Source organism: Rhizobium herbae, assembly GCF_019511375.1.
Taxonomy (GTDB): Bacteria; Pseudomonadota; Alphaproteobacteria; order Rhizobiales; family Rhizobiaceae; genus Pararhizobium; species Pararhizobium herbae_A.
In genome coordinates, this window is record NZ_JAEUAO010000001.1 from 79,280 (window position 1) to 101,068 (window position 21,789).

General features: G+C 62.0%; 21 protein-coding genes. 18 read left to right on the forward strand and 3 right to left on the reverse strand.

Annotated features, from left to right (window positions below):
* Window positions 1-7: 7 nt before the first annotated feature.
* Window positions 8-919: a LysR family transcriptional regulator gene (locus tag JNB71_RS00470; RefSeq protein WP_220369921.1), complete on the reverse strand. Its 912-nt coding sequence runs from the start codon at window positions 917-919 to the stop codon at window positions 8-10.
* A gap of 141 nt (window positions 920-1,060) precedes the next feature.
* Between JNB71_RS00470 and JNB71_RS00475 the strand changes: the two genes are divergently transcribed.
* From JNB71_RS00475 to JNB71_RS00545, 15 genes are all read left to right on the forward strand, one after another.
* Window positions 1,061-1,825 carry an SDR family oxidoreductase gene (locus JNB71_RS00475; protein ID WP_220369922.1) on the forward strand — a complete coding sequence of 255 codons (765 nt, stop codon included), beginning with the start codon at window positions 1,061-1,063 and terminating at the stop codon, window positions 1,823-1,825.
* A gap of 36 nt (window positions 1,826-1,861) precedes the next feature.
* Entirely contained in the window at window positions 1,862-2,602 is a 741-nt protein-coding gene (locus JNB71_RS00480) for an SDR family oxidoreductase (protein WP_220369923.1), read from the forward strand.
* Between the two features lie 137 nt (window positions 2,603-2,739).
* On the forward strand, window positions 2,740-3,633 hold the full coding sequence (locus JNB71_RS00485) for a VOC family protein (protein WP_220369924.1): 894 nt from the start codon (window positions 2,740-2,742) through the stop codon (window positions 3,631-3,633).
* 2 nt (window positions 3,634-3,635) lie between these two features.
* A complete protein-coding gene (gene kdsA, locus JNB71_RS00490; protein ID WP_222857142.1) occupies window positions 3,636-4,475 on the forward strand; it encodes a 3-deoxy-8-phosphooctulonate synthase in 840 nt (279 codons plus the stop codon).
* Window positions 4,476-4,613: 138 nt separating this feature from the next.
* Window positions 4,614-5,888, forward strand: a complete 1,275-nt coding sequence (gene eno / locus JNB71_RS00495; protein ID WP_220369925.1) for a phosphopyruvate hydratase — start codon at window positions 4,614-4,616, stop codon at window positions 5,886-5,888.
* Window positions 5,889-6,146: 258 nt separating this feature from the next.
* Window positions 6,147-6,455, forward strand: coding sequence for an FtsB family cell division protein (locus tag JNB71_RS00500; RefSeq protein WP_220369926.1), 309 nt, complete (start codon window positions 6,147-6,149; stop codon window positions 6,453-6,455).
* Window positions 6,456-6,603: 148 nt separating this feature from the next.
* A complete protein-coding gene (gene pdhA, locus JNB71_RS00505; protein WP_220369927.1) occupies window positions 6,604-7,665 on the forward strand; it encodes a pyruvate dehydrogenase (acetyl-transferring) E1 component subunit alpha in 1,062 nt (353 codons plus the stop codon).
* An 18-nt stretch (window positions 7,666-7,683) separates the two neighbouring features.
* Window positions 7,684-9,054 carry a pyruvate dehydrogenase complex E1 component subunit beta gene (locus JNB71_RS00510; RefSeq protein ID WP_220369928.1) on the forward strand — a complete coding sequence of 457 codons (1,371 nt, stop codon included), beginning with the start codon at window positions 7,684-7,686 and terminating at the stop codon, window positions 9,052-9,054.
* 15 nt (window positions 9,055-9,069) lie between these two features.
* Window positions 9,070-10,422: a pyruvate dehydrogenase complex dihydrolipoamide acetyltransferase gene (locus JNB71_RS00515; protein ID WP_220369929.1), complete on the forward strand. Its 1,353-nt coding sequence runs from the start codon at window positions 9,070-9,072 to the stop codon at window positions 10,420-10,422.
* A 59-nt stretch (window positions 10,423-10,481) separates the two neighbouring features.
* On the forward strand, window positions 10,482-11,123 hold the full coding sequence (locus tag JNB71_RS00520; RefSeq protein WP_220369930.1) for an SGNH/GDSL hydrolase family protein: 642 nt from the start codon (window positions 10,482-10,484) through the stop codon (window positions 11,121-11,123).
* On the forward strand, window positions 11,124-11,705 hold the full coding sequence (locus JNB71_RS00525; RefSeq protein ID WP_220369931.1) for a GNAT family N-acetyltransferase: 582 nt from the start codon (window positions 11,124-11,126) through the stop codon (window positions 11,703-11,705).
* Between the two features lie 18 nt (window positions 11,706-11,723).
* Window positions 11,724-13,169 carry a dihydrolipoyl dehydrogenase gene (gene lpdA, locus JNB71_RS00530; RefSeq protein ID WP_220369932.1) on the forward strand — a complete coding sequence of 482 codons (1,446 nt, stop codon included), beginning with the start codon at window positions 11,724-11,726 and terminating at the stop codon, window positions 13,167-13,169.
* 97 nt (window positions 13,170-13,266) lie between these two features.
* On the forward strand, window positions 13,267-14,244 hold the full coding sequence (gene lipA, locus JNB71_RS00535) for a lipoyl synthase (protein ID WP_220371100.1): 978 nt from the start codon (window positions 13,267-13,269) through the stop codon (window positions 14,242-14,244).
* Window positions 14,245-14,372: 128 nt separating this feature from the next.
* Entirely contained in the window at window positions 14,373-15,419 is a 1,047-nt protein-coding gene (locus JNB71_RS00540; protein ID WP_223215713.1) for a phytanoyl-CoA dioxygenase family protein, read from the forward strand.
* 143 nt (window positions 15,420-15,562) lie between these two features.
* Entirely contained in the window at window positions 15,563-16,015 is a 453-nt protein-coding gene (locus JNB71_RS00545; protein ID WP_026203227.1) for a type II toxin-antitoxin system RatA family toxin, read from the forward strand.
* Window positions 16,016-16,035: 20 nt separating this feature from the next.
* On the opposite strand, the gene JNB71_RS00550 is transcribed toward JNB71_RS00545, so the two are convergent.
* Both JNB71_RS00550 and JNB71_RS00555 read right to left on the reverse strand, forming a co-directional pair.
* Complete coding sequence (locus JNB71_RS00550; protein ID WP_220369933.1) at window positions 16,036-16,536, reverse strand: CinA family protein; 501 nt, start codon at window positions 16,534-16,536, stop codon at window positions 16,036-16,038.
* The gene (locus JNB71_RS00555) at window positions 16,533-17,747 is read right to left on the reverse strand and encodes a bifunctional 2-C-methyl-D-erythritol 4-phosphate cytidylyltransferase/2-C-methyl-D-erythritol 2,4-cyclodiphosphate synthase (RefSeq protein WP_220369934.1); all 1,215 of its coding nucleotides are present in this window, start codon (window positions 17,745-17,747) and stop codon (window positions 16,533-16,535) included. Before JNB71_RS00555 ends, JNB71_RS00550 begins: the two co-directional genes overlap by 4 nt.
* 223 nt (window positions 17,748-17,970) lie before the next feature.
* On the opposite strand from JNB71_RS00555, the gene dusB reads away from it, so the two are divergent.
* The 3 genes from dusB to ntrC are packed head-to-tail and all read left to right on the forward strand — an operon-like array spanning window position 17,971 to window position 21,598.
* On the forward strand, window positions 17,971-18,996 hold the full coding sequence (gene dusB, locus JNB71_RS00560) for a tRNA dihydrouridine synthase DusB (protein ID WP_220369935.1): 1,026 nt from the start codon (window positions 17,971-17,973) through the stop codon (window positions 18,994-18,996).
* A complete protein-coding gene (locus JNB71_RS00565) occupies window positions 18,993-20,144 on the forward strand; it encodes a two-component system sensor histidine kinase NtrB (RefSeq protein ID WP_220369936.1) in 1,152 nt (383 codons plus the stop codon). Before dusB ends, JNB71_RS00565 begins: the two co-directional genes overlap by 4 nt.
* Complete coding sequence (ntrC, locus tag JNB71_RS00570; RefSeq protein WP_018325160.1) at window positions 20,144-21,598, forward strand: nitrogen regulation protein NR(I); 1,455 nt, start codon at window positions 20,144-20,146, stop codon at window positions 21,596-21,598. The genes JNB71_RS00565 and ntrC overlap by 1 nt, the downstream gene beginning before the upstream one ends.
* Window positions 21,599-21,789 lie beyond the last annotated feature (191 nt).

The following is a 21,789-nucleotide window of genomic DNA, read 5'->3' on the forward strand; positions in this document are numbered from 1 at the left end:
GGATGCCTCACATTGAAAACGCAGGATCCCAATAGGGCGGTGTGCCGAACACGGCACGCAGATGATCGGCGAGCGCCCGCAGCTTGACGGAGGGGCGCCTGCCTTCCGGGTGCGCGATATGGATATATTCGAGCTCGGGCTGAACGCCGATGTCGATGGTTTCAAGTGTGCCGGCTTCCACCGCTGCCCCGACCGCGAACATCGGCACGAGCGCGATCCCCAGCCCGGCGACGGCCGCGTCCCTGATCATGTCGCCATTGTTGACGCCGAATCCCATCTGCCCGCGGACGAGGACCGTGCCGGCGGCCGTAGGAAAGCGCCAGTCGGCGACGCCGCGGTTGGTGTAGAAGATGCCGCGGTGCCGTTCAAGCTCCTCGATGGAACCCGGCTTTCCATGCTCCCTGATATAGGCCGGGGAGGCAACGAGCACCCGGCGGCTCGGCGCCAGCCGCCAGGCCATCAGCCGCGAATCGGCGATCGGTCCGTTGCGCACGACGGCATCGTAGCCGTCAGCAGCCGCATCAACCCGCCGGTCATCAAGGTCAAGCGTCAGATGAAGCTTGGGATGCGCTGAGAGGAACGGGTAGAGTGCCGGCCCGAGATGCATGCGCCCGAAGGTCACCGGCGCCGAGATCCGCAAGGGGCCCGAGATCGTCCCGCGCCGCTCGGCCATGTCAGCCGTTGCCTCGTCGATCTCCTGCAGGACGCGATTGGCGTGCTCCAGGAAGGCGTTGCCATCTTCCGTGAGCGTCAGCTTACGCGTCGTGCGGTGCAGGAGGCTTGCACCCAGACTGCGCTCGAGCTCGGCCAGCCGTTCGCTGACCACCGACTTCGACAAGCGAAGCCGTCGCGCCGCCTCGCTGATCGAACCGCTTTCAGCAACCGCGACAAAACTTGCAATGCCGTCGAGCTTCATCATCGTTCGGTTTTTCCGGATACGAGTTCCAAGATTTGCAGACTAATCCGAACGATAAAACAAAGCCATATTCCCTTTCAAGCAAACGGCACGAAGAGACGCCAACACGGTGCCTCAACCGCTCTGCCAGAAGAGGAAAAGATCATGGAACGCCTGTCTCAGAAAGTCGCAATCGTCACCGGTGCCAGCGCCGGCATTGGCCGCGCCACCGCCAAGCTGTTCGCAGCCGAAGGTGCCAGGCTTGTCGTCGGCGCCCGTCGCCAGAAGGAGCTCGATGAACTCGTCACAGAAATCAGGGCCGAAGGCGGCGAGGCCGTCGCCCTTGCCGGTGACGTTCGCTCGGAGGATTACGCCAGGGGTCTGGTGGAACTGGCCGTCGGGACCTATGGTCGCCTGGATATCGCCTTCAACAATGCCGGAACGCTCGGCGAGGCCGGTCCTTCAACCAGTGTCTCCGAGCAGGGCTGGAGCGATGCCATTGCCATCAATCTCACCGGCTCCTTCCTCGGGGCCAAGCACCAGATTGCCGAAATGGTCAAGCATGGCGGCGGCTCGGTGATCTTCACCTCGACCTTCGTCGGTTACAGCTTTGCCTTCCCGGGTGTTGCCGCCTATGCAGCCTCGAAGTCCGGCCTGATTGGCCTGACACAGGCTCTTGCCGCCGAATTCGGCCCGCAGGGCGTGCGCGTCAACGCCATCCTGCCCGGTGCCGTCGATACGGCGATGTACCGCGAGATGAACAACACGCCGGAATCGCAGTCCTTCGTCACCAACCTGCACGCCCTGAAGCGTGTCGCGGTACCCGAAGAGCTCGCCCGGTCGGTGCTTTATCTCGCTTCGGACGATTCCGCCTTCGTCACCGGTACGGCCTCGCTCGTCGATGGCGGCGCGTCGATTACCCGCACCTGAGCTCTTTGCCAGAACCCAAACAGAAGGAACTTCATCATGTCACGTTTGCAGAACAAGACAGCGCTGATCACCGGCGGCACCAGCGGCATCGGCCTTGAAACCGCCCGCCAGTTTATTGCCGAGGGTGCCCGCGTTGCGGTCACCGGCACCAACCCGGCAACCATCGAAGCCGCCCGCGCGGAGCTCGGCGACGGGGCTCTTATCATTCAGGCCAACGCCGGCGATGTCGAAGGACAGAAGGCGGTCGCAGAAGCGATCGCGAACGCCTTCGGCCATCTGGATATCCTGTTCGTCAATGCAGGTGGCGCCGATTTCCGCCCGATTGAACAGTTCGACGAAGAAGCCTTCGATCGCTCGGTTGCCGTCAATGTCAAAGGCCCATTCTTCCTGATCCGGGCGCTTCTGCCGATCCTTGCCAATCCGGCCTCCATCGTGCTCAACACGTCGATCAATGCCCATATCGGGATGCCGAACACCAGCGTTTACGCCCTGACCAAGGCTGCGCTCCTGTCTTTCGCCAAAACGTTGTCCGGCGAGCTGATCGGCCGTGGTATCCGCGTCAATGCCGTCAGTCCCGGCCCGGTCGCAACGCCCCTTTACGGCAAGCTCGGCATGTCCGATGCAGACACCGATGCCATGGCTGCGGCCAAGATCCCGGCCGGCCGATTTGGCAATCCGAGCGAAATCGCCAAGGCCGTGGTTTTCCTCGCCTCCGACGAATCGACCTACACCGTGGGCAGCGAACTCGTCATCGATGGCGGCATGAGCAATCTCTGAACCGGCGTTCTGCGTGGCCCGGCATTTTCAAGCCGGGCCCGCAGTGGCGACCGCAACACTACACGATTCAACATTTCCTTGAAATCGACGGTCAAAACGGGCAAAGCACCAGCCACCGACCAGTTTCAGGGAATTCCATGAACGCCGCGTCCCGCATCCCCCGCCTGCTCGACCATCTCGTATTGCCGGTCATTGACCTCGCGACCGCCCGTGATCGCTATGTCAGGCTTGGGTTTACCGTTGCAGCGGATGCGCTTCATCCTTTCGGAACGGAAAACGCCTGCGTCTTCCTTGCCGACAAGACCTATCTCGAGCCGCTGGGCATCGCCAAGCGCGAGGAGTGCGAGGCCGCAGCGCTCGCCGGCAACGTCTTCGTCGGCCGCGACCAGGCCTTCCGCTTTCGCCGCGGCCATGACGGGTTCTCGGCAATCGTGCTGAGTTCCGATGATGCCGCGGCCGATCATGCGCGTTTCCGCAACGCCGGTATTTCAGCCGGCGAGATGCTCGAATTTTCCCGCCCGATGAAGCTGCCGGACGGATCGCAGGCAACCGGCACGTTTCGCCTTGCCTTCGCCGCCGATCTGCGGTCGCCGGATTTCTTCTTTTTCACCTGTCAGCGCGTCGCGCCACTTCCGTCCGATCGCTCGGCTTTGGAAACCCACGCCAACGGCGTCATCGGCTTGAGCGAGGTGGTGCTCTCCGAGCCGAACCCAACCGATTTCCAGTACATCCTGCAGGAAGCGGTCGACGAGCGCGAGGTTTCCGCGCATTCCTTCGGCATGGACATCGAAACCCGCAACGGCGTCAGGATTTCCGTTCTCAACCAGGCGGGCACGTCGGGCTTCTTCGGCCGCAAGACGCCGGGCCATTCTCGCGGCCTGCGCGGCCGCGCCGTCGTCTTCAAGGTCGCCGACTTGTCGGCCACCGAGCAGCTTCTCACTGCCAACGCAGTGTCCTTCACCAGAAATGACAAACGCCTGATCGTTCCGGAAGCGCCGGGGCAGGGCGTGATTTTCGCATTCGGAGAATAATCATGCAGGCAAATGCAGATGTGGTGGCCGGCAGCGGCGCCGGCCAGGTGGTGTTTTCCAACACCCGGAAACTGTCGCTGATCGCCGGACCCTGCCAGATGGAAAGCAGCGATCATGCCTTCATGATCGCCGGCAAGATGGTCGAACTGTGCAAGTCGCTCGGCATCGGCCTCGTCTACAAATCGTCTTTCGACAAGGCCAACCGCACGTCGATTTCCGGCAAGCGCGGCATCGGACTTGAAAAGGCGATGGAAATCTTCGCCGACCTGAAGAAGGAATACGGCTTTCCCGTCCTGACAGATATCCACACGGAGGAACAGTGCGGTCTCGTCGCGCCGACGATCGACATCCTGCAGATCCCGGCCTTCCTCTGCCGCCAGACGGACCTCTTGGTCGCCGCTGCCAAGACCGGCCGCGCCATCAACGTCAAGAAGGGCCAGTTCCTCGCCCCCTGGGACATGAAGAACGTGCTAGCGAAGTTCACCGAAAGCGGCAATCCGAACGTGCTGCTGTGCGAGCGCGGCGCCTCCTTCGGCTACAACACGCTCGTTTCGGACATGCGTTCGCTGCCGATCATGGCCGGCCTCGGTGCGCCGGTCGTCTTCGATGCAACACACTCCGTGCAGCAGCCGGGCGGGCAGGGCTCGTCCTCGGGCGGCCAGCGCGAATTCGTCGAGACGCTTGCCCGTGCGGCCGTTGCCGTCGGTGTCGCCGGCGTCTTCATCGAGACGCACGAGGATCCGGACAACGCACCGTCCGACGGACCAAACATGGTGCATCTGAAGGACATGCCGCGGCTTCTCGAGACGTTGCTTGCCTTCGACGCGATCGCCAAGCGCTGAATGCGGAGCTTTGTGAAATTTTCTTGACGGCGGGGGCGAGGGCAGCAATTGCCGGCGCCCGCCATTGTATTTTCCGGTCCATGAATTATGACAGGGCCGTCCGTCCATTACCATGTTTGAAGCAGGGAAGAGATCATCATGACTGCAATCATCGACATCACCGGCCGCGAAATTCTCGACAGCCGGGGCAACCCGACCGTCGAAGTCGACGTCCATCTCGAAGACGGCAGCTTCGGCCGTGCCGCCGTTCCCTCGGGCGCTTCCACCGGCGCGCATGAAGCCGTCGAACTGCGCGATGGCGGCACGCGTTATCTCGGCAAGGGTGTCGAGAAGGCCGTCGAAGCCGTCAACGGCGAAATCTTCGAAGCCATCGGCGGTTTCGACGCCGAGGATCAGATCCTGATCGACAACACCATGATCGAGCTTGACGCCACGCCGAACAAGGCGCGCCTCGGCGCCAATGCGATCCTCGGTGTCTCGCTTGCCGTGTCCAAGGCTGCTGCTGCCGCCGCCGGCCTGCCGCTCTACCGCTATGTCGGTGGTCCGAACGCCCGTCTGCTGCCGGTGCCGATGATGAACATCATCAATGGCGGCGCCCATGCCGACAACCCGATCGACTTCCAGGAGTTCATGATCGTGCCGGTCGGCGCCGACACCGTGCGCGATGCCGTCCGCATGGGCTCGGAAGTGTTCCACACGCTGAAGAAGCAGCTTGCAGCCGACGGCCACAACACCAATGTCGGTGACGAAGGCGGTTTTGCTCCCGGTCTCGCATCGGCGCCCGCCGCTCTCGACTTCATCATGAAGTCGGTCGAAAAAGCCGGCTACCGTCCGGGTGAGGACGTCTTCATCGCGCTCGACTGCGCCTCGACGGAATTCTTCAAGGACGGCAAATACGTTCTCGAAGGCGAAGGCCGCACGCTCGAGCCCGGCGCCATGGCGGAATACCTTGCAGAGCTTGCCGGCAAATACCCGATCTTCTCGATCGAAGACGGCATGGCGGAAGATGACTGGGACGGCTGGAAGGCGCTGACCGATAAGATCGGCGGCAAGGTTCAACTCGTCGGCGACGACCTGTTCGTGACCAATTCAGCGCGTCTGCGCGACGGCATCAAGATGGGCGTCGCCAATTCGATCCTCGTCAAGGTCAACCAGATCGGATCGCTCTCGGAAACGCTGGATGCCGTCGAGACGGCGCACAAGGCACGCTATTCGGCCGTCATGTCGCATCGCTCGGGTGAAACCGAGGATTCGACCATCGCCGATCTCGCCGTCGCCACCAATTGCGGGCAGATCAAGACCGGTTCGCTGGCACGCTCCGACCGCACCGCCAAATACAACCAGCTGATCCGCATCGAAGAGCAGCTCGGGCCCCAGGCAAAATATGCCGGCCGGTCGATCTTGCGCGGCTGATTTCAAAACGTCGCGCTTCGCGCCTTCCGTCATGGTCGGGCTTGTCCCGACCATCTGCTGGCCTCTCGTTAATGCGCAGGGGGGAAGATGCTCGGGACAAGCCCGAGCATGACGGCGGAGAGGAATTTGTGAGCCTTATCAGCACTCTGCCCGCGTTCTCGATAGAGCGCGGGTTTTTTGTTGCCGCGGTTTATGGTCAACGGTCGGTTAATCAATGGCCGGTAGGATGCCGAGGTATTGCGTATCAGGGCATAATCGATGTGGACCAAACACCATAAGAAACGGAAGCTCGGGCGGTTTGTCATGCCGCTGATCACCGTCGCCTTTCTCTCCTATTTCGGCTATCATTCCATCCATGGCGAGTTCGGATTGAAGGCAACGGAGAAATTCGACCGCCAGCGCGCCGAGCGCCAGGCGCGTCTTGATGAACTGACCGCGCGGCGCAAGACGCTCGAAAAAGAAGTGGCGCTGTTGAGCGATGGTTCGCTCGAACGCGACATGCTGGACGAAAAGGCTCGCTTCGGGCTGAACATGTCGCGCGCCGACGAAATCGTGATATTTCATTGATTCTGTGATTAACCAAAATCAAGTTAATCGTTGATAACATAACAATATCAGTCGATTAGCAAGAATGTAAGCCATGCAAATATGGCATTGCTGTGGCGTCATTCTTTGCCTATGGTACCTGCAAAAGGCAACCATCAGGGAGGAATGAATGGCCCCGCGAAAAACCGCGTCCGTTTCCAGCCGCAAACCAGCCGCCAAGCCCGCCGCAGCCAAGCCCGCCAAGAAGGATTTCGTCAACGGTACCGTCGCCGAGTTCGATCGCGATGCCGATCTGAAGGCCTACCGCGAAATGCTTCTCATCCGCCGGTTCGAGGAGAAGGCCGGCCAGCTCTACGGCATGGGCTTCATCGGTGGTTTCTGTCACCTCTACATCGGCCAGGAAGCTGTCGTCGTCGGCATGCAGATGGCGCTCAAGGAAGGCGACCAGGTCATCACCGCCTATCGTGACCATGGCCATATGCTGGCCTGCGGCATGAGCGCGCGCGGCGTCATGGCGGAACTCACCGGTCGTCGCAGCGGTCTTTCCCGCGGCAAGGGCGGCTCGATGCACATGTTCTCCAAGGAAAAGCATTTCTACGGCGGCCACGGCATCGTCGGTGCGCAGGTATCGCTCGGAACGGGCCTGGCCTTCGCCAACCGCTATCGCGGCAATGACAACGTTTCGCTCGCCTATTTCGGCGACGGCGCCGCCAACCAGGGCCAGGTCTACGAGAGCTTCAACATGGCCGCTCTCTGGAAACTGCCGGTGATCTACATCGTCGAGAACAACCGCTACGCCATGGGCACCTCGGTATCGCGCGCTTCGGCCGGCCATGATTTCTCGCAGCGCGGCGTCGCACTCGGTATCCCGGGCTTCCAGGTCGACGGCATGGATGTTCGCGCGGTCAAGGCCGCAGGCGACGAGGCCGTCGAGCATTGCCGCGCCGGCAAGGGCCCGATCATCCTTGAAATGCAGACCTACCGCTATCGCGGCCACTCGATGTCCGACCCGGCGAAGTATCGCTCCAAGGACGAAGTGCAGAAGATGCGGTCCGAGCATGACCCGATCGAACAGGTGAAGGCACGCATCCTCGAAAAGGGATGGGCAAGCGAGGACGACCTGAAGGCTATCGACAAGGATGTTCGCGACATCGTCGCCGACAGTGCCGATTTCGCCCAGGCCGATCCGGAGCCGGATGTATCCGAGCTCTACACCGACATCCTGCTTTAATCCGGGGGAGGACACTCCATGCCAATCGAAATTCTCATGCCCGCCCTTTCCCCGACGATGGAGGAAGGCACGCTCAGCAAATGGCTGAAAAACGAAGGTGACAAGGTTACCTCCGGCGACGTGATCGCCGAGATCGAGACCGACAAGGCGACCATGGAAGTGGAAGCCGTCGATGAAGGAACTATCGGCAAGATCCTGATTGCCGCCGGCACCGAAGGCGTCAAGGTCAACACGGCGATCGCTGTCCTGCTGCAGGACGGCGAAAGCGCCGGCGATATTGCCGCGCCCAAGGCTGCTGCTCCTGCCGCCGAGCCTGCCAAGGTCGAAGCGCCTGCCGCCGCCGCACCCGTCGCCGCCCAACCAAAGGTCGAAGTTGCCGCCGATCCGGACATTCCGGCCGGCACCGAAATGGTCTCGACCACCGTGCGCGAAGCGCTTCGCGATGCGATGGCCGAAGAAATGCGCCGCAGTGACGATGTCTTCGTCATGGGTGAGGAAGTCGCCGAATACCAGGGCGCCTACAAGATCACCCAAGGCCTGCTGCAGGAATTCGGTCCGCGCCGCGTCGTCGATACGCCGATTACCGAGCACGGCTTTGCCGGCGTCGGCGTCGGTGCTGCGATGACGGGCCTCAGGCCGATCGTCGAGTTCATGACCTTCAACTTCGCCATGCAGGCGATCGACCACATCATCAACTCGGCCGCCAAGACGCTCTACATGTCCGGCGGCCAGATGGGTGCGCCGATTGTGTTTCGCGGCCCCAGCGGCGCTGCCGCCCGCGTCGGCGCCCAGCACTCCCAGTGCTATGCCGCCTGGTACAGCCATGTTCCGGGCCTGAAGGTCATCATGCCGTATACGGCAGCCGACGCGAAGGGGCTCTTGAAGGCCGCAATCCGCGATCCGAACCCGGTGATCTTCCTCGAGAACGAAATCCTCTACGGCCATTCCTTCGACGTGCCGAAGATGGACGATTTCGTCCTGCCGATCGGCAAGGCGCGCATTCATCGCACAGGCAAGGACGCGACCATCGTCTCCTTCGGTATCGGCATGACCTACGCGGTCAAGGCTGCGGCCGAGCTCGAGAAGGAAGGCATCGACGTCGAGATCATCGACCTGCGCACGCTGCGTCCGATGGACCTGCCGACCGTGATCGAATCGGTGAAGAAGACCGGCCGTCTGGTGACCGTCGAGGAAGGCTTCCCGCAGTCCTCCGTCGGCACGGAAATCGCCACCCGCGTCATGCAGCAGGCGTTCGATTATCTCGATGCGCCGATCCTGACGATCGCCGGCAAGGACGTGCCGATGCCTTATGCCGCCAACCTTGAAAAGCTGGCCCTGCCGAATGTTGGCGAAGTCGTCGAGGCGGTGAAGACCGTCTGCTACAAGTAACCGGGAGGGACGGTCATGCCGATCAATATCACCATGCCAGCCCTTTCGCCGACCATGGAAGAGGGCAACCTCGCCAAGTGGCTGGTCAAGGAAGGCGACAAGGTTTCTTCAGGCGACGTGATCGCCGAGATCGAAACCGACAAGGCGACGATGGAAGTCGAAGCCGTCGACGAGGGCACCATTGCCAAGCTCGTCGTTCCCGCCGGCACTGAGGGCGTCAAGGTCAATGCCGTGATCGCCGTGCTTGCTGCCGAAGGCGAAGATGTGTCAGCCGCCGCTTCGGGCAATGGCGCTGCACCGGTCGCAAAGGCGGAAACGCCGAAGGCGGAAGCCGCTCCGGCAGCCAAGGCTGACGCTGCACCGGCCGCTGCTCCGGCTCCCGCCAAGGTGTCCGCAGCTGCCTCATCCGACAACCGCACCTTCGCGTCGCCGCTCGCACGGCGGCTCGCCAAGGAAGCCGGCGTCGACGTCTCCGCCATCTCCGGCACCGGACCGCGCGGGCGCGTCGTCAAGAAGGACGTGGAAACGGCCGTCGCCGGCGGTGGTCTGAAGCCGGCCGCTGCGGCTGCTCCGTCTGCTGCTCCATCCGCTGCCGCTCCGGTACCGGCGGCAGCACCGCTCGCCAAGGGCCCGTCGGACGAAGCCGTGCTCAAGAACTTCGCCGAAGGCTCCTACGAGCTCGTGCCGCATGACGGCATGCGCAAGACGATTGCCAAGCGCCTGCAGGAATCCAAGCAGACCATTCCGCATTTCTACGTTTCGGTGGATTGCGAGTTGGACGCACTTCTGGCCCTGCGTGCCCAGCTCAACGCCTCGGCACCGGAAAAGGACGGCAAGCCGGTCTACAAGCTGTCGGTCAACGACATGGTCATCAAGGCCATGGCGCTTGCGCTGCGCGACGTGCCGGAGGCCAACGTCTCCTGGACGGAAGCCAACATGGTCAAGCACAAGCACGCCGATGTCGGCGTTGCCGTGTCGATCCCGGGCGGCCTGATCACGCCGATCATCCGCAGCGCCGAGACCAAGAGCCTGTCGGCCATCTCTAACGAGATGAAGGATCTCGGCGCCCGTGCCAAGAGCCGCAAGCTGAAGCCGGAAGAGTACCAGGGAGGCACCACCGCCGTGTCCAATATGGGCATGATGGGCGTGAAGAACTTTGCCGCGGTCGTCAATCCGCCGCACGCGACGATCCTGGCGGTCGGCGCAGGCGAGGAACGCGTCGTCGTCAAGAAGGGCCAGATGGTGGTGGCCAACGTCATGACCGTGACGCTCTCGACCGACCACCGCGCCGTCGATGGCGCGCTCGGGGCAGAACTGCTCGGGGCCTTCAAGCGCTACATCGAGAACCCGATGGGCATGCTGGTTTAGGACGGTTTCCCTCCCCCTAGCGGGGAGGGTATCGGCAGAGGGGAACGCGGAGTGCGGCCATGAAAACGGTCCTTTGCTACGGCGATAGTCTGACCTGGGGCTACGATGCCGAGACGCTCGGGCGTCACCGGCTGGAAGATCGCTGGCCAAGCGTCCTGCAAAAGGCGCTCGGTGACGGCGTTCATGTGATTGCCGAGGGGCTGAACGGCCGCACGACCGCTTTTGACGATCACCTCGCGGATTGCGACAGGAACGGCGCCCGCATTCTGCCGACGATCCTGCACAGCCACGATCCGGTTGATCTCGTCATCATCCTGCTTGGCACCAACGACATGAAACCGGTGATCTGCGGCACGGCTGCGGGCGCGACGCAAGGGATGGAGCGGCTGATCCACCTGGTGCGGCATCACGCCTGGTCGTTCGACAGCGAAAACCAGCCGGAAATCCTGATCGTTGCGCCACCGGCCATCCGCGAGACGGCGAATGCCGCCTTCGCGGCCATGTTCGCCGGCAGCATCGAGCAGTCGGCAATGCTGGCGTCGCTCTATGCCGATCTCGCCGACGAAAAGGGATGCGGCTTCTTCGATGCCGGTTCGGTGGCAGCGACCACGCCGCTCGACGGCATTCATCTCGATGCCGAGAATACGCGCGCCATCGGACGCGGCCTCGAGCCGATGGTCCGGATGATGCTCGGGCTCTGAGTGTCGGCGGTGCTGGTTCTGCGGGCGGCGCAACGCAAGGATGCGGCCGAGCTGGCGGTGCTGGTCGATATCGCATCGCACGGGTTCGCGACCTGGCTCTGGTACGGAGCGGTGATGCGGGGGGATAAGGACAGCGCCATGGAGCAGGGGCGGTCAAGAATGCGCAATGACCATGAGCCCGGCACCTGGAAGGACGCCATGGTGGCGGAATGGGATGGCGAGATTGCCGGCGTGTCGATCGGCTACGACCTTGAGGAAAGCGTTCGCGATATGGTCGCGCCGCATCCGGTCATCAAGCCGCTTCTCGATCTGCAGGTGACGGTGATCGGCAGCCGATTCATCGACAGCCTCGGTGTCTATCGGCACCACCGCCGCAAGGGTATCGGGCGAGCGCTGCTTGCCCGGGAAATCGAAAAGGCCAAGGGCAGGCAGGTCAGCCTGATCACCGAAAGCCACAATGAGACGGCGCAGGCGCTTTATTTCGCCAGCGGATTCGTGGAGAAGGCGAGGCTTCCGGCCGTGCCGCTCTTTGAGAACAGCAAAAGGCATGACTGGGTCTTGCTTGCCCGGGACATGACCTAAGGAGAGGCAGGAAACAGAATGGCAAATTCCTACGACGTCATTGTTATCGGCTCCGGCCCCGGCGGCTACATCGCGGCGATCCGCGCCGCACAACTGGGCCTGAAGACCGCCGTAGTCGAGCGCGAGCACCTGGCCGGCATCTGCTCCAACTGGGGCTGCATCCCGACGAAGGCACTGCTCCGGTCCGCTGAAGTGCTGCATCTGGCCGAACACGCCAAGAATTACGGCCTGACGCTCGAAGGCAAGGTGACGCCGGACCTGAAGGCAATCGTCGCCCGCTCGCGCGGCATTGCCGAGCGCATGAACGGCGGCGTCGGCTTCCTGATGAAGAAGAACAAGGTCGACGTCATCTGGGGCGAAGCCAAGCTCACCAAGCCGAACGAGATCGTCGTGGCAAAGACCACCAAGGCGATCGTCCAGCCGCAGGCGCCGTTGCCGAAGAATACGCTGGGCGAGGGCACCTATACCGCCAAGCACATCATTATCGCCACCGGCGCACGTCCGCGCGCGCTGCCGGGCATCGAACCTGACGGCAAGCTGATCTGGACCTATTTCGAGGCGATGAACCCGGACCGCATGCCGAAGTCGCTGCTGGTCATGGGGTCGGGTGCCATCGGCATCGAGTTTGCCTCCTTCTACCGCACGCTCGGCGTCGACGTGACGGTCGTCGAACTGCTGCCGCAGGTCATGCCGGTCGAGGACGCCGAAATCTCCGCCTTCGCCAAGAAGCAGTTCGAAAAGCAGGGCATGAAGATCATCCTCGACGCCAAGGTGACCAAGGTTGAAAAGGCGGCCGATTCGGTAACCGCCCATGTCGAGAAGAAGGACGGTTCGATCGAGAAAATCACCGCCGACCGGCTGATCTCGGCCATCGGCGTTCAGGGCAACATCGAGAACCTCGGTCTGGAAGCGCTCGGCGTGAAGACCGATCGCGGCTGCATCGTCATCGACGGCTATGGCAAGACCAACGTGCCGGGCGTCTATGCAATCGGCGACGTCGCCGGTCCGCCGATGCTTGCCCACAAGGCCGAGCACGAGGCGGTCATCTGCGTCGAAAAGATCGCCGGCCTGCCGCATGTGCATCCGATGGACAAGCTGAAGATCCCGGGCTGCACCTATTGCAACCCTCAGGTCGCCTCCGTCGGCTTGACGGAAGCCAAGGCCAAGGCCGAAGGCCGCGACATCCGCGTCGGTCGCTTCCCCTTCGTTGCCAACGGCAAGGCCATTGCGCTTGGCGAAGACCAGGGCATGGTCAAGACCATCTTCGACAAGAAGACCGGTGAACTCATCGGTGCGCATCTGGTCGGCGCCGAAGTTACCGAACTGATCCAGGGCTTTGTCGTCGCGATGAACCTGGAAACGACCGAGGAAGAACTGATGCACACGATCTTCCCGCACCCGACGATCTCGGAGACGCTGAAGGAAAGCGTGCTCGACGCCTATGGGCGTGCACTGAACGCTTGATTGTGTTACGGCTCGCCTCCATGTGAAAAGGCGAGCCGTATTTCCGGCCCGAACGGGCGCCGTCGAAACACGCGCCTGAAGGAAAGTGAAAGCCAAGATGGTCACCATTCTCGACCGAACCAATATCGAGAGCGACGCCAAGCGCATCCGCCATCCGGAAAAGGCCCACAAGCCGGATACCGAGATGCTGCGCAAGCCGGAATGGATCCGCGTGAAGGCGCCGGTGTCGAAGGGCTATCAGGAGACCCGCTCGATCGTGAAGGAGCACAAGCTCGTCACCGTCTGCGAGGAGGCCGGCTGCCCGAATATCGGCGAGTGCTGGGACAAGAAGCACGCCACCTTCATGATCATGGGCGAGATCTGTACCCGCGCCTGCGCCTTCTGCAACGTATCCACCGGCAAGCCGAATGCGCTCGACATGGCCGAGCCCGAAAACGTCGCCAAGGCGGTCAAGCAGATGGGGCTTTCGCATGTCGTCATCACGTCGGTGGACCGCGACGATCTGGATGACGGTGGCGCCGAGCATTTCGAAAAGGTTATCTGGGCGATCCGCGCGGCATCGCCGGCAACGACCATCGAAATCCTGACGCCGGACTTTTTGAAGAAGCCCGGCGCGCTGGAGCGTGTGGTCGCTGCCAAGCCGGACGTCTTCAACCACAACATGGAAACGGTGGCGGGCAACTATCTGACGGTACGCCCCGGCGCACGCTACTTCCATTCGATCCGGCTCCTGCAGCGGGTCAAGGAACTCGATCCGACCATGTTCACCAAGTCCGGCATCATGGTCGGCCTCGGCGAAGAGCGCAACGAAGTGCTGCAGCTGATGGACGACCTCAGGACCGCCGACGTCGACTTCCTGACGATCGGCCAGTACCTGCAGCCGACCCGAAAGCACCACAAGGTCGAGAAATTCGTGACGCCGGAAGAATTCAAGTCCTACGAGACCGTCGCTTATACCAAGGGCTTCCTGATGGTCGCCTCCAGCCCGCTGACGCGCTCGTCGCATCATGCCGGCGACGACTTCGCACGGCTGCGCGCGGCGCGGGAAAAGAAGCTGCTGGCTGCGGCCGAGTAAGGAGCAGACGCCTTGGCGGCGTTGGCGACGTGGCGACGCGGGCGACTTGGCGACGTCTACGGTGGTGTAGATGCCTGATTTGACGCTTTGCTGCGCCCCGCGCGGGGGTTGGATATAGGTAAGTTGCGATGGCAGACGGTGTGATGGGCAGGGTGAAGACGGCGCTTCTTATGCCGTACAGCCTTTTTCAAGTGGTAACCGGCAGGAAGGATTTCCGCGATCCGGTGCTTGGCAGTGAGCGACTGAACCGCAAGGGCCTGCATGTGTGGCGGGTGAAGACGACTGCGCGCATCATGGAGTGGCGCCGCCGAAAGCTAACGCACCTGATCTCTGACGCCGAGCGGGCCTTCTTTGCGGAAAACGGCTATATCGAGCGCCGCAATCTCCTGCCGGAGGCTGATTTCAGGACGCTGGTCGCCGAGGTGGAGTCGCTGAAGGCGCCGGCGCGGGAGATGCGGGAGGGCCGCGCCGTGACGCGCCGTATTCCGCTGACCCCGGACGTGCTGGCCCATTCACCGATGCTGCGCTCGTTTCTCAGGAGCGAGAAATGGACCGGTCCGATCCGCTATGCGGGCGGCTTCAACGTGGAGCCCGTCCTCAGCATCCAGACGATTTTCGGCGAGCCGACGGCCAAGCCCGGCGAGAAGGATCCGCAGACCGACCTGCACATGGATACGTTCCATTCCACCGCCAAGGCCTGGTTCTTCCTCTATGACGTACCGGAAGATGAAGGGCCGTTCACCTATGTTGCCGGTTCGCACAAGCTGACGAAACGACGGCTCGCCTGGCACAAGCGCATGAGCGTTCTGGCGTCGCGACGGCACGGTGGAGGGGCCTTCCGTATTCCGGCAACGTCGCTGAAGCACCTTCACCTTCCTCAACCGACTAAATTTTCGGTCCCTGCAAATACGCTGGTCGTTGGAGACACGTTCGGCTTCCATGCACGGGGCATTTCCGTGCGCAAGTCGGTGCGGGTCGAGCTCTATGCATCGCAGCGCCCGAACCCGTTCCTGCCCTTCATCAATCTCGACAGCGCCTGGCTGCCGTTTGTCAGTGGCCGCAAGGAAGTCATCAGTTGGTATGTCCAGGACTGGCTGGCGCGGCTCGGCCTCGCCCGGCTGATCTGGCAGCCCGTCGGCGAGGTCTCCGCACGCGACACCGTTGCCGATCGCTAGGCCGGCGCGGGAAAGAGGCTGCCGATTGCAGCTGACTGTGGCGCGACGCGGTCGCGTCATCCTGACCGCGCGGATTTTTGAGCGCTCGGGGCGCGTCAGCCTGCCATCTTGTTTTTGCTGAGATCATTGAATATCTGAAATCCATGCCCCAGTTCGAGACCCACCGGCCCGTCAAGCATACGCCCGACCAGATGTTCGATCTGATTGCCGATGTTGAAAAGTATCCCCAGTTCCTGCCGCTTTGCGAAGCCTTGGCGGTTCGCTCGCGCAAGGAGCGCGACGGCAAAGTGCTGCTGGTGGCGGACATGACGGTCGGCTACAAGGCGATCCGCGAGACCTTCACAACACAAGTACTGCTGAACAAGGCCGAGCGGTTCATCGACGTCAAATATCTCGACGGACCGTTCAAATATCTCGACAATCGCTGGCGTTTTGAACCGGCGGGCGAGGGCGGCTGCTCCGTCCATTTCTTTATCGATTATGAGTTCAAGAGCCGGATTCTGGGGGCCTTGATGGGCTCCATGTTCGATCGCGCCTTCCGGATGTTTTCAGAGGCCTTCGAAAAGCGCGCTGACGAGATTTATGCCGTCGTGTAAACGCATCCGCCCGTGACGCGTCAGCCTTCTGCCGCTTCCGCCAGCATGTCGAGCGCCGTCCGCACGGTCGCCAGCCGGATTGCATCGCGGCCGATGTCGCCGTAGCGCATTTCGCGATGACGCACCGCACCGCCGCGGCTCGCGGCTGCCAGATGCACGAGCCCAACCGGCTTTTCGTCCGTCCCTCCGCTCGGACCCGCAATGCCGGTCACTGCGATGGCGATATCTGCCTGAGAGTGGGAGAGGGCACCGCGTGCCATCTCGACCGCGGTCTGGCGCGACACCGCCCCATGCGCGGCAAGCGTTGCGGCATCCACCCCCAGCATCTGTATCTTGGCGTCGTTGGAATAGGTGACGAAACCGCGGTCGACCACCGAGGACGAGCCGGAGACTTCGGTCAGTGCACCGACGATCAGTCCTCCGGTGCAGGATTCCGCCGTCGCGACCATCAGGCGGCGTTCGGCAAATGCAGCGATCAATGCGCGCGCCCTGTGTTCGATTTCCACGGGCCAGCCGCTCATTTTCCGTCTCCCGCATAAACCACCGTTGCCGTCGCAATGGCGGCGATGCCCTCGCGCCTGCCGACGAAGCCGATCTTTTCGTTGGTCGTCGCCTTCACCGAGCACCGATCAAGCGAGATGTCGAGCATGACTGCGAGATTTTCGCGCATCGCCTGGCGGTGCGGCCCAACCTTTGGCGCCTCGGCGATCAGCGAAACATCGGCGTTCATGATAGTGCCGCCGTGGTCGCGAACGATCTTGGCTGCGTGTTCGAGGAAGATGCGCGAGGCAGCACCTTTCCACTGTGGGTCCGAGGGCGGAAAGTGATCGCCGATGTCCCCCGCGCCGCAGGTCGCCAGAAGCGCGTCCGTCAGGGCATGCAGCGCCACATCGGCATCGGAATGACCGAGCAGTTTCTGGTCGTGCGGGATGAAAACGCCGCAGAGCGTGACGCCGTCGCCATCGACAAGCTGGTGAACGTCGTAGCCATTGCCGGTGCGTACGTCGGGAATGGGATTCCGGCTCAGTTTTTCGTCCGCCATGCTGATATCCCGTTTGAGCGTCAGTTTGATATTGTCGACAGAACCCTCGACCAGAGTCACGGGCATGCCGGCCCATTCGGCAATCGAGGCATCGTCGGTGAAGTCGGCGCGGCCGGAAGCGGCGGCTTGCGCATGGGCTGAGAGAATTGGCTCGAAGCGGAAACACTGTGGTGTCTGTGCAGCGAACAGGCTGGCCCTCGACACGGTCTCGACGACCTTGCCGTCGGGCGAGCCCCGCTTCAAGGTGTCGGCGACTGCCACGGCGGGAAGGACGGCCTCTGCGCCGTCGGCCAAGGCCGAAAAGCAGCGGTCGAGCAGCGCATGATCGACAAACGGGCGCACGGCATCCTGGATCATCACATGCGTGATCCTGGATGTTTCGAGTGCCTTCAGCCCGGCAAGCACCGAGAGTTGGCGCGTTGGGCCACCATGGACGAGGGTGACGGTCGTTCTATTGTCAGCCAGGTGGCCCAGAGCCTGCTGGAACAGCGCTTCATCATCGGGGTGAATGACGACGACGATCGCCTTTTGCCGCGGCCATGTCGCAAAAACATCAAGAGTATGGGCGATAACCGGCCGCCCGCCGATCAGGCGATACTGCTTGGGGCCGTCCTGTTGCGACCCGGCGCGCTCGCCACGCCCTGCAGCGACGATGACGATACCACAGGAAAGCTGTTCATTTGCCGGCATTTTCTGTATGGCTTCCCGCGAATGCACCACCGTCCAGGCCCAACGCTGCTCGTTTGAGCGGCTTAACGATAAAACGGCGGCACACCCGTCCAAAATCTTCAGACGCGGTGGTGATTTACCGCGAAGGACGGGCCTTTACCAGTTCTCCAGGGAATTTTGTGGGGTGGCACTGAAATCGCTTGGCAAGCCTATCAACTATGTCTAAAAATAGTGCAGAATAAAGATGTGCCCGAAAGATAATCATTTGCAGATACCGGATTTGTCATCGCCGTTTCGGGTTGGGGGGCTTTCCTTTCGGAACCGCGTCGTGCTTGCGCCCATGTCGGGTGTGACGGACTTACCCTTCCGGCAGTTGGCCTGGCGTTTCGGCGCAGGTCTCGTCGTCACCGAGATGGTAGCAAGCCGCGAACTCGTGGGCAACGCGTCGGAAAGCTGGGCGCGCCTTAAAAATTCCGGCATCGATCCGCATATGGTCCAGCTCGCCGGACGCGAAGCCCATTGGATGGCGGAAGCGGCAAAGATTGCTGCCGGCAATGGCGCTGATGTCATCGACATCAATATGGGCTGCCCCGCCAAGAAGGTGACCGGCGGCTATTCCGGCTCTGCCCTGATGCGCGATCCCGATCATGCGCTGTTACTGATCGAGGCGACCGTAAACGCCGTCGACGTACCCGTGACACTGAAGATGCGCCTTGGTTGGGACGAGAACTCCATCAATGCGCCCGAGATTGCCAAAAGAGCGGAAGAGGCCGGTGTGAAGATGATCACCATCCACGGCCGCACGCGCATGCAGTTCTATAATGGCAGTGCCGATTGGGATGCGATCCGCACCGTTCGCGATGTGATTTCGGTTCCGCTCGTTGCCAACGGCGATGTCGCCACATCGGCCGATGCAGAGGAAATCCTGAGGCGCTCCGGCGCCGATGCGGTGATGATCGGCCGTTCCAGCCAGGGGCGGCCATGGCATGCCGGCGTCCTTTCGGGCGCGGCCAGGCATCCGGATATTGCGGGAATTCAGGGTATCGTCGCCGAACATTACGGCATGATGCTCGAATTCTACGGCGTCGATATCGGTCTGCGACATGCCCGAAAACATATCGCCTGGTATCTCGACCGATTCGCGCGGCATCTGTCGCCGCCGGCGAAGGCGGCAATCATGACCTCTACCGACCCGAAAGCCGTCCTTGCCCAAACCGTCGCAGCGATCGCTGCCGGATCGGGGCGCGAAGAAGAAAAGGATGCGGCATGACCGAGAAATTACGCGGGGAAGAGCAGAAGATCGCGGATTCCATGCCGATGGCCGTTCTCAACGCCATCCAGAACCCGGTTATCCTTGTCGATGAAAATGGCCTCGTGGCGTTTGCGAACTGGGAAGCGGAGTCGTTTTTTGGGGCCAGCGCCAACTATCTCGCCCGCCACGACATCAGCGCCTTCATTCCCTTCGGCAGCCCGCTGCTGACGCTGATCGAGCAGGTGCGCGAACGTCGTGCCGCCGTCAACGAATATCGCGTCGATCTGAGTTCGCCGCGGCTCGGTGCCGACAAGCTCGTCGATCTCTATGTCGCGCCCGTACTGTCGGAACCAGGTTCGGTGGTGATCGTCTTCCAGGAACGCTCGATGGCCGACAAGATCGATCGGCAGCTCACCCACCGCGCTGCCGCCCGCTCGGTCACGGGGCTTGCCTCGATGCTGGCCCACGAAATCAAGAACCCGCTGTCGGGTATCAGGGGTGCTGCCCAGCTTCTCGAAACATCGGTCAATGACGACGACCGGGCGCTGACGCGATTGATCTGCGACGAGACCGATCGGATCGTCTCGCTGGTCGACCGCATGGAGGTCTTTTCCGACGAACGGCCGGTCGACCGCCATCCCGTCAACATCCATTCGGTCCTGGATCATGTGAAGGCGGTCGCCATGGCCGGGTTCGCCCGGAAAATCCGCATTACCGAGAACTACGATCCGTCGCTGCCGCCGGTCTATGCCAATCGCGACCAGTTGATCCAGGTCTTCCTCAACCTGATCAAGAATGCCGCCGAGGCCGTCGCCGACAAGCCGGATGGCGAGATCATGCTGACGACCGCCTATCGGCCGGGTATCCGGCTCTCCGTCGCCGGAACGCGCGAGAAGATCTCGCTGCCGCTCGAATTTTGCGTTCATGACAACGGGCCAGGGGTGCCGGCGGACCTCGTGCCGCATCTGTTCGACCCGTTCATCACCACCAAAACCAACGGCTCCGGCCTCGGGCTGGCGCTGGTTGCCAAGATCATAGGCGGCCATGGCGGCATCGTCGAATGCGACAGCCAGTCGAACCGCACGACATTTCGCGTCCTGATGCCCGCGTCTAAGGGACCAACGGCGGAAGACAGCGAACCACTGACAGTAAAGGGACAATCTTGATGACGGCCGCCACGATTCTCGTTGCTGACGACGACGCTGCCATCCGCACGGTACTCAACCAGGCGCTCAGCCGCGCCGGCTACGACGTACGCATCACCTCCAATGCCGCGACGCTCTGGCGCTGGATCGCGGCCGGCGATGGTGACCTCGTCGTTACCGATGTCGTCATGCCGGACGAAAACGCCTTCGACCTGCTGCCGCGCATCAAGAAGGCGCGACCCGACCTGCCGGTGCTGGTGATGAGCGCGCAGAACACCTTCATGACGGCGATCAAGGCGTCCGAGAAGGGCGCGTATGACTACCTGCCCAAGCCCTTCGACCTGACGGAACTGATTGCGATCATCGGCCGGGCGCTCGCCGAGCCGAAGCGCAAGCCGGCCAAGATGGACGACGACACGCAGGACGGGATGCCACTGGTTGGGCGCTCCGCCGCGATGCAGGAAATCTACCGTGTCCTGGCGCGTCTGATGCAGACCGATTTGACGCTGATGATCACCGGTGAATCCGGCACCGGCAAGGAATTGGTGGCGCGCGCGCTGCACGATTACGGCAAGCGCCGCAATGGTCCTTTCGTCGCCATCAATATGGCCGCGATCCCGCGTGACCTCATCGAATCGGAACTCTTCGGTCATGAGAAGGGGGCTTTCACCGGCGCTCAAAACCGCTCAACGGGTCGATTCGAGCAGGCCGAGGGCGGCACGCTGTTTCTCGACGAGATCGGCGATATGCCGATGGATGCGCAGACACGGCTGCTGCGTGTGCTGCAGCAGGGCGAATATACCACTGTCGGCGGTCGCACGCCGATCCGCTCCGATGTTCGCATCGTGGCGGCGACCAACAAGGACCTGAAGCAGTCGATCAACCAGGGCCTCTTCCGCGAGGACCTCTATTATCGTCTCAATGTCGTGCCCTTGCGCCTCCCGCCGTTGCGCGATCGCGCAGAAGACATCCCGGACCTCGTTCGCCATTTCGTCCAGCAGGCGGAAAAGGAGGGTCTCGACGTCAAGCGATTTGATCAGGAAGCGCTTGAACTGATGAAGGCGCATCCTTGGCCAGGCAACGTTCGCGAACTCGAAAACGTCGTTCGCCGGCTGACCGCGCTCTATCCTCAGGATGTGATCACCAGGGAGATCATCGAAAGCGAACTGCGTTCCGATATTCCCGACAGCCCGATCGAGAAGGCGTCGAGCCGGCCGGGGTCGATGTCGATTTCCCAGGCGGTGGAAGAAAACATGCGACAGTATTTCGCGGGATTCGGCGACGGTCTGCCGCCGGCTGGGCTGTATGACCGGGTGCTGGCCGAGATGGAATATCCCTTGATTCTCGCCGCCTTGACGGCAACCCGCGGCAATCAGATCAAGGCTGCCGACTTGCTTGGTTTGAACCGGAACACCTTGCGCAAGAAGATTCGCGAGCTTGGCGTTTCCGTTTACCGTAGCTCTCGTAGTGCTTGACTTCTCAGCGATGACCGTTGCACTTTCGCCACAATATGTTGCTTAGAAAGCACACGGGTGGCGACGATTCCTGAAGTTGCGTCATCCGCCGAATCCGTTCCGGCGGATGACGCAGGGGGAAACGGAGCGCAGAGCTTTATTTCCTAGATAGCAAAAAAGCGTGAGGCGCTTGCCGTTGTTCATCGAACGGC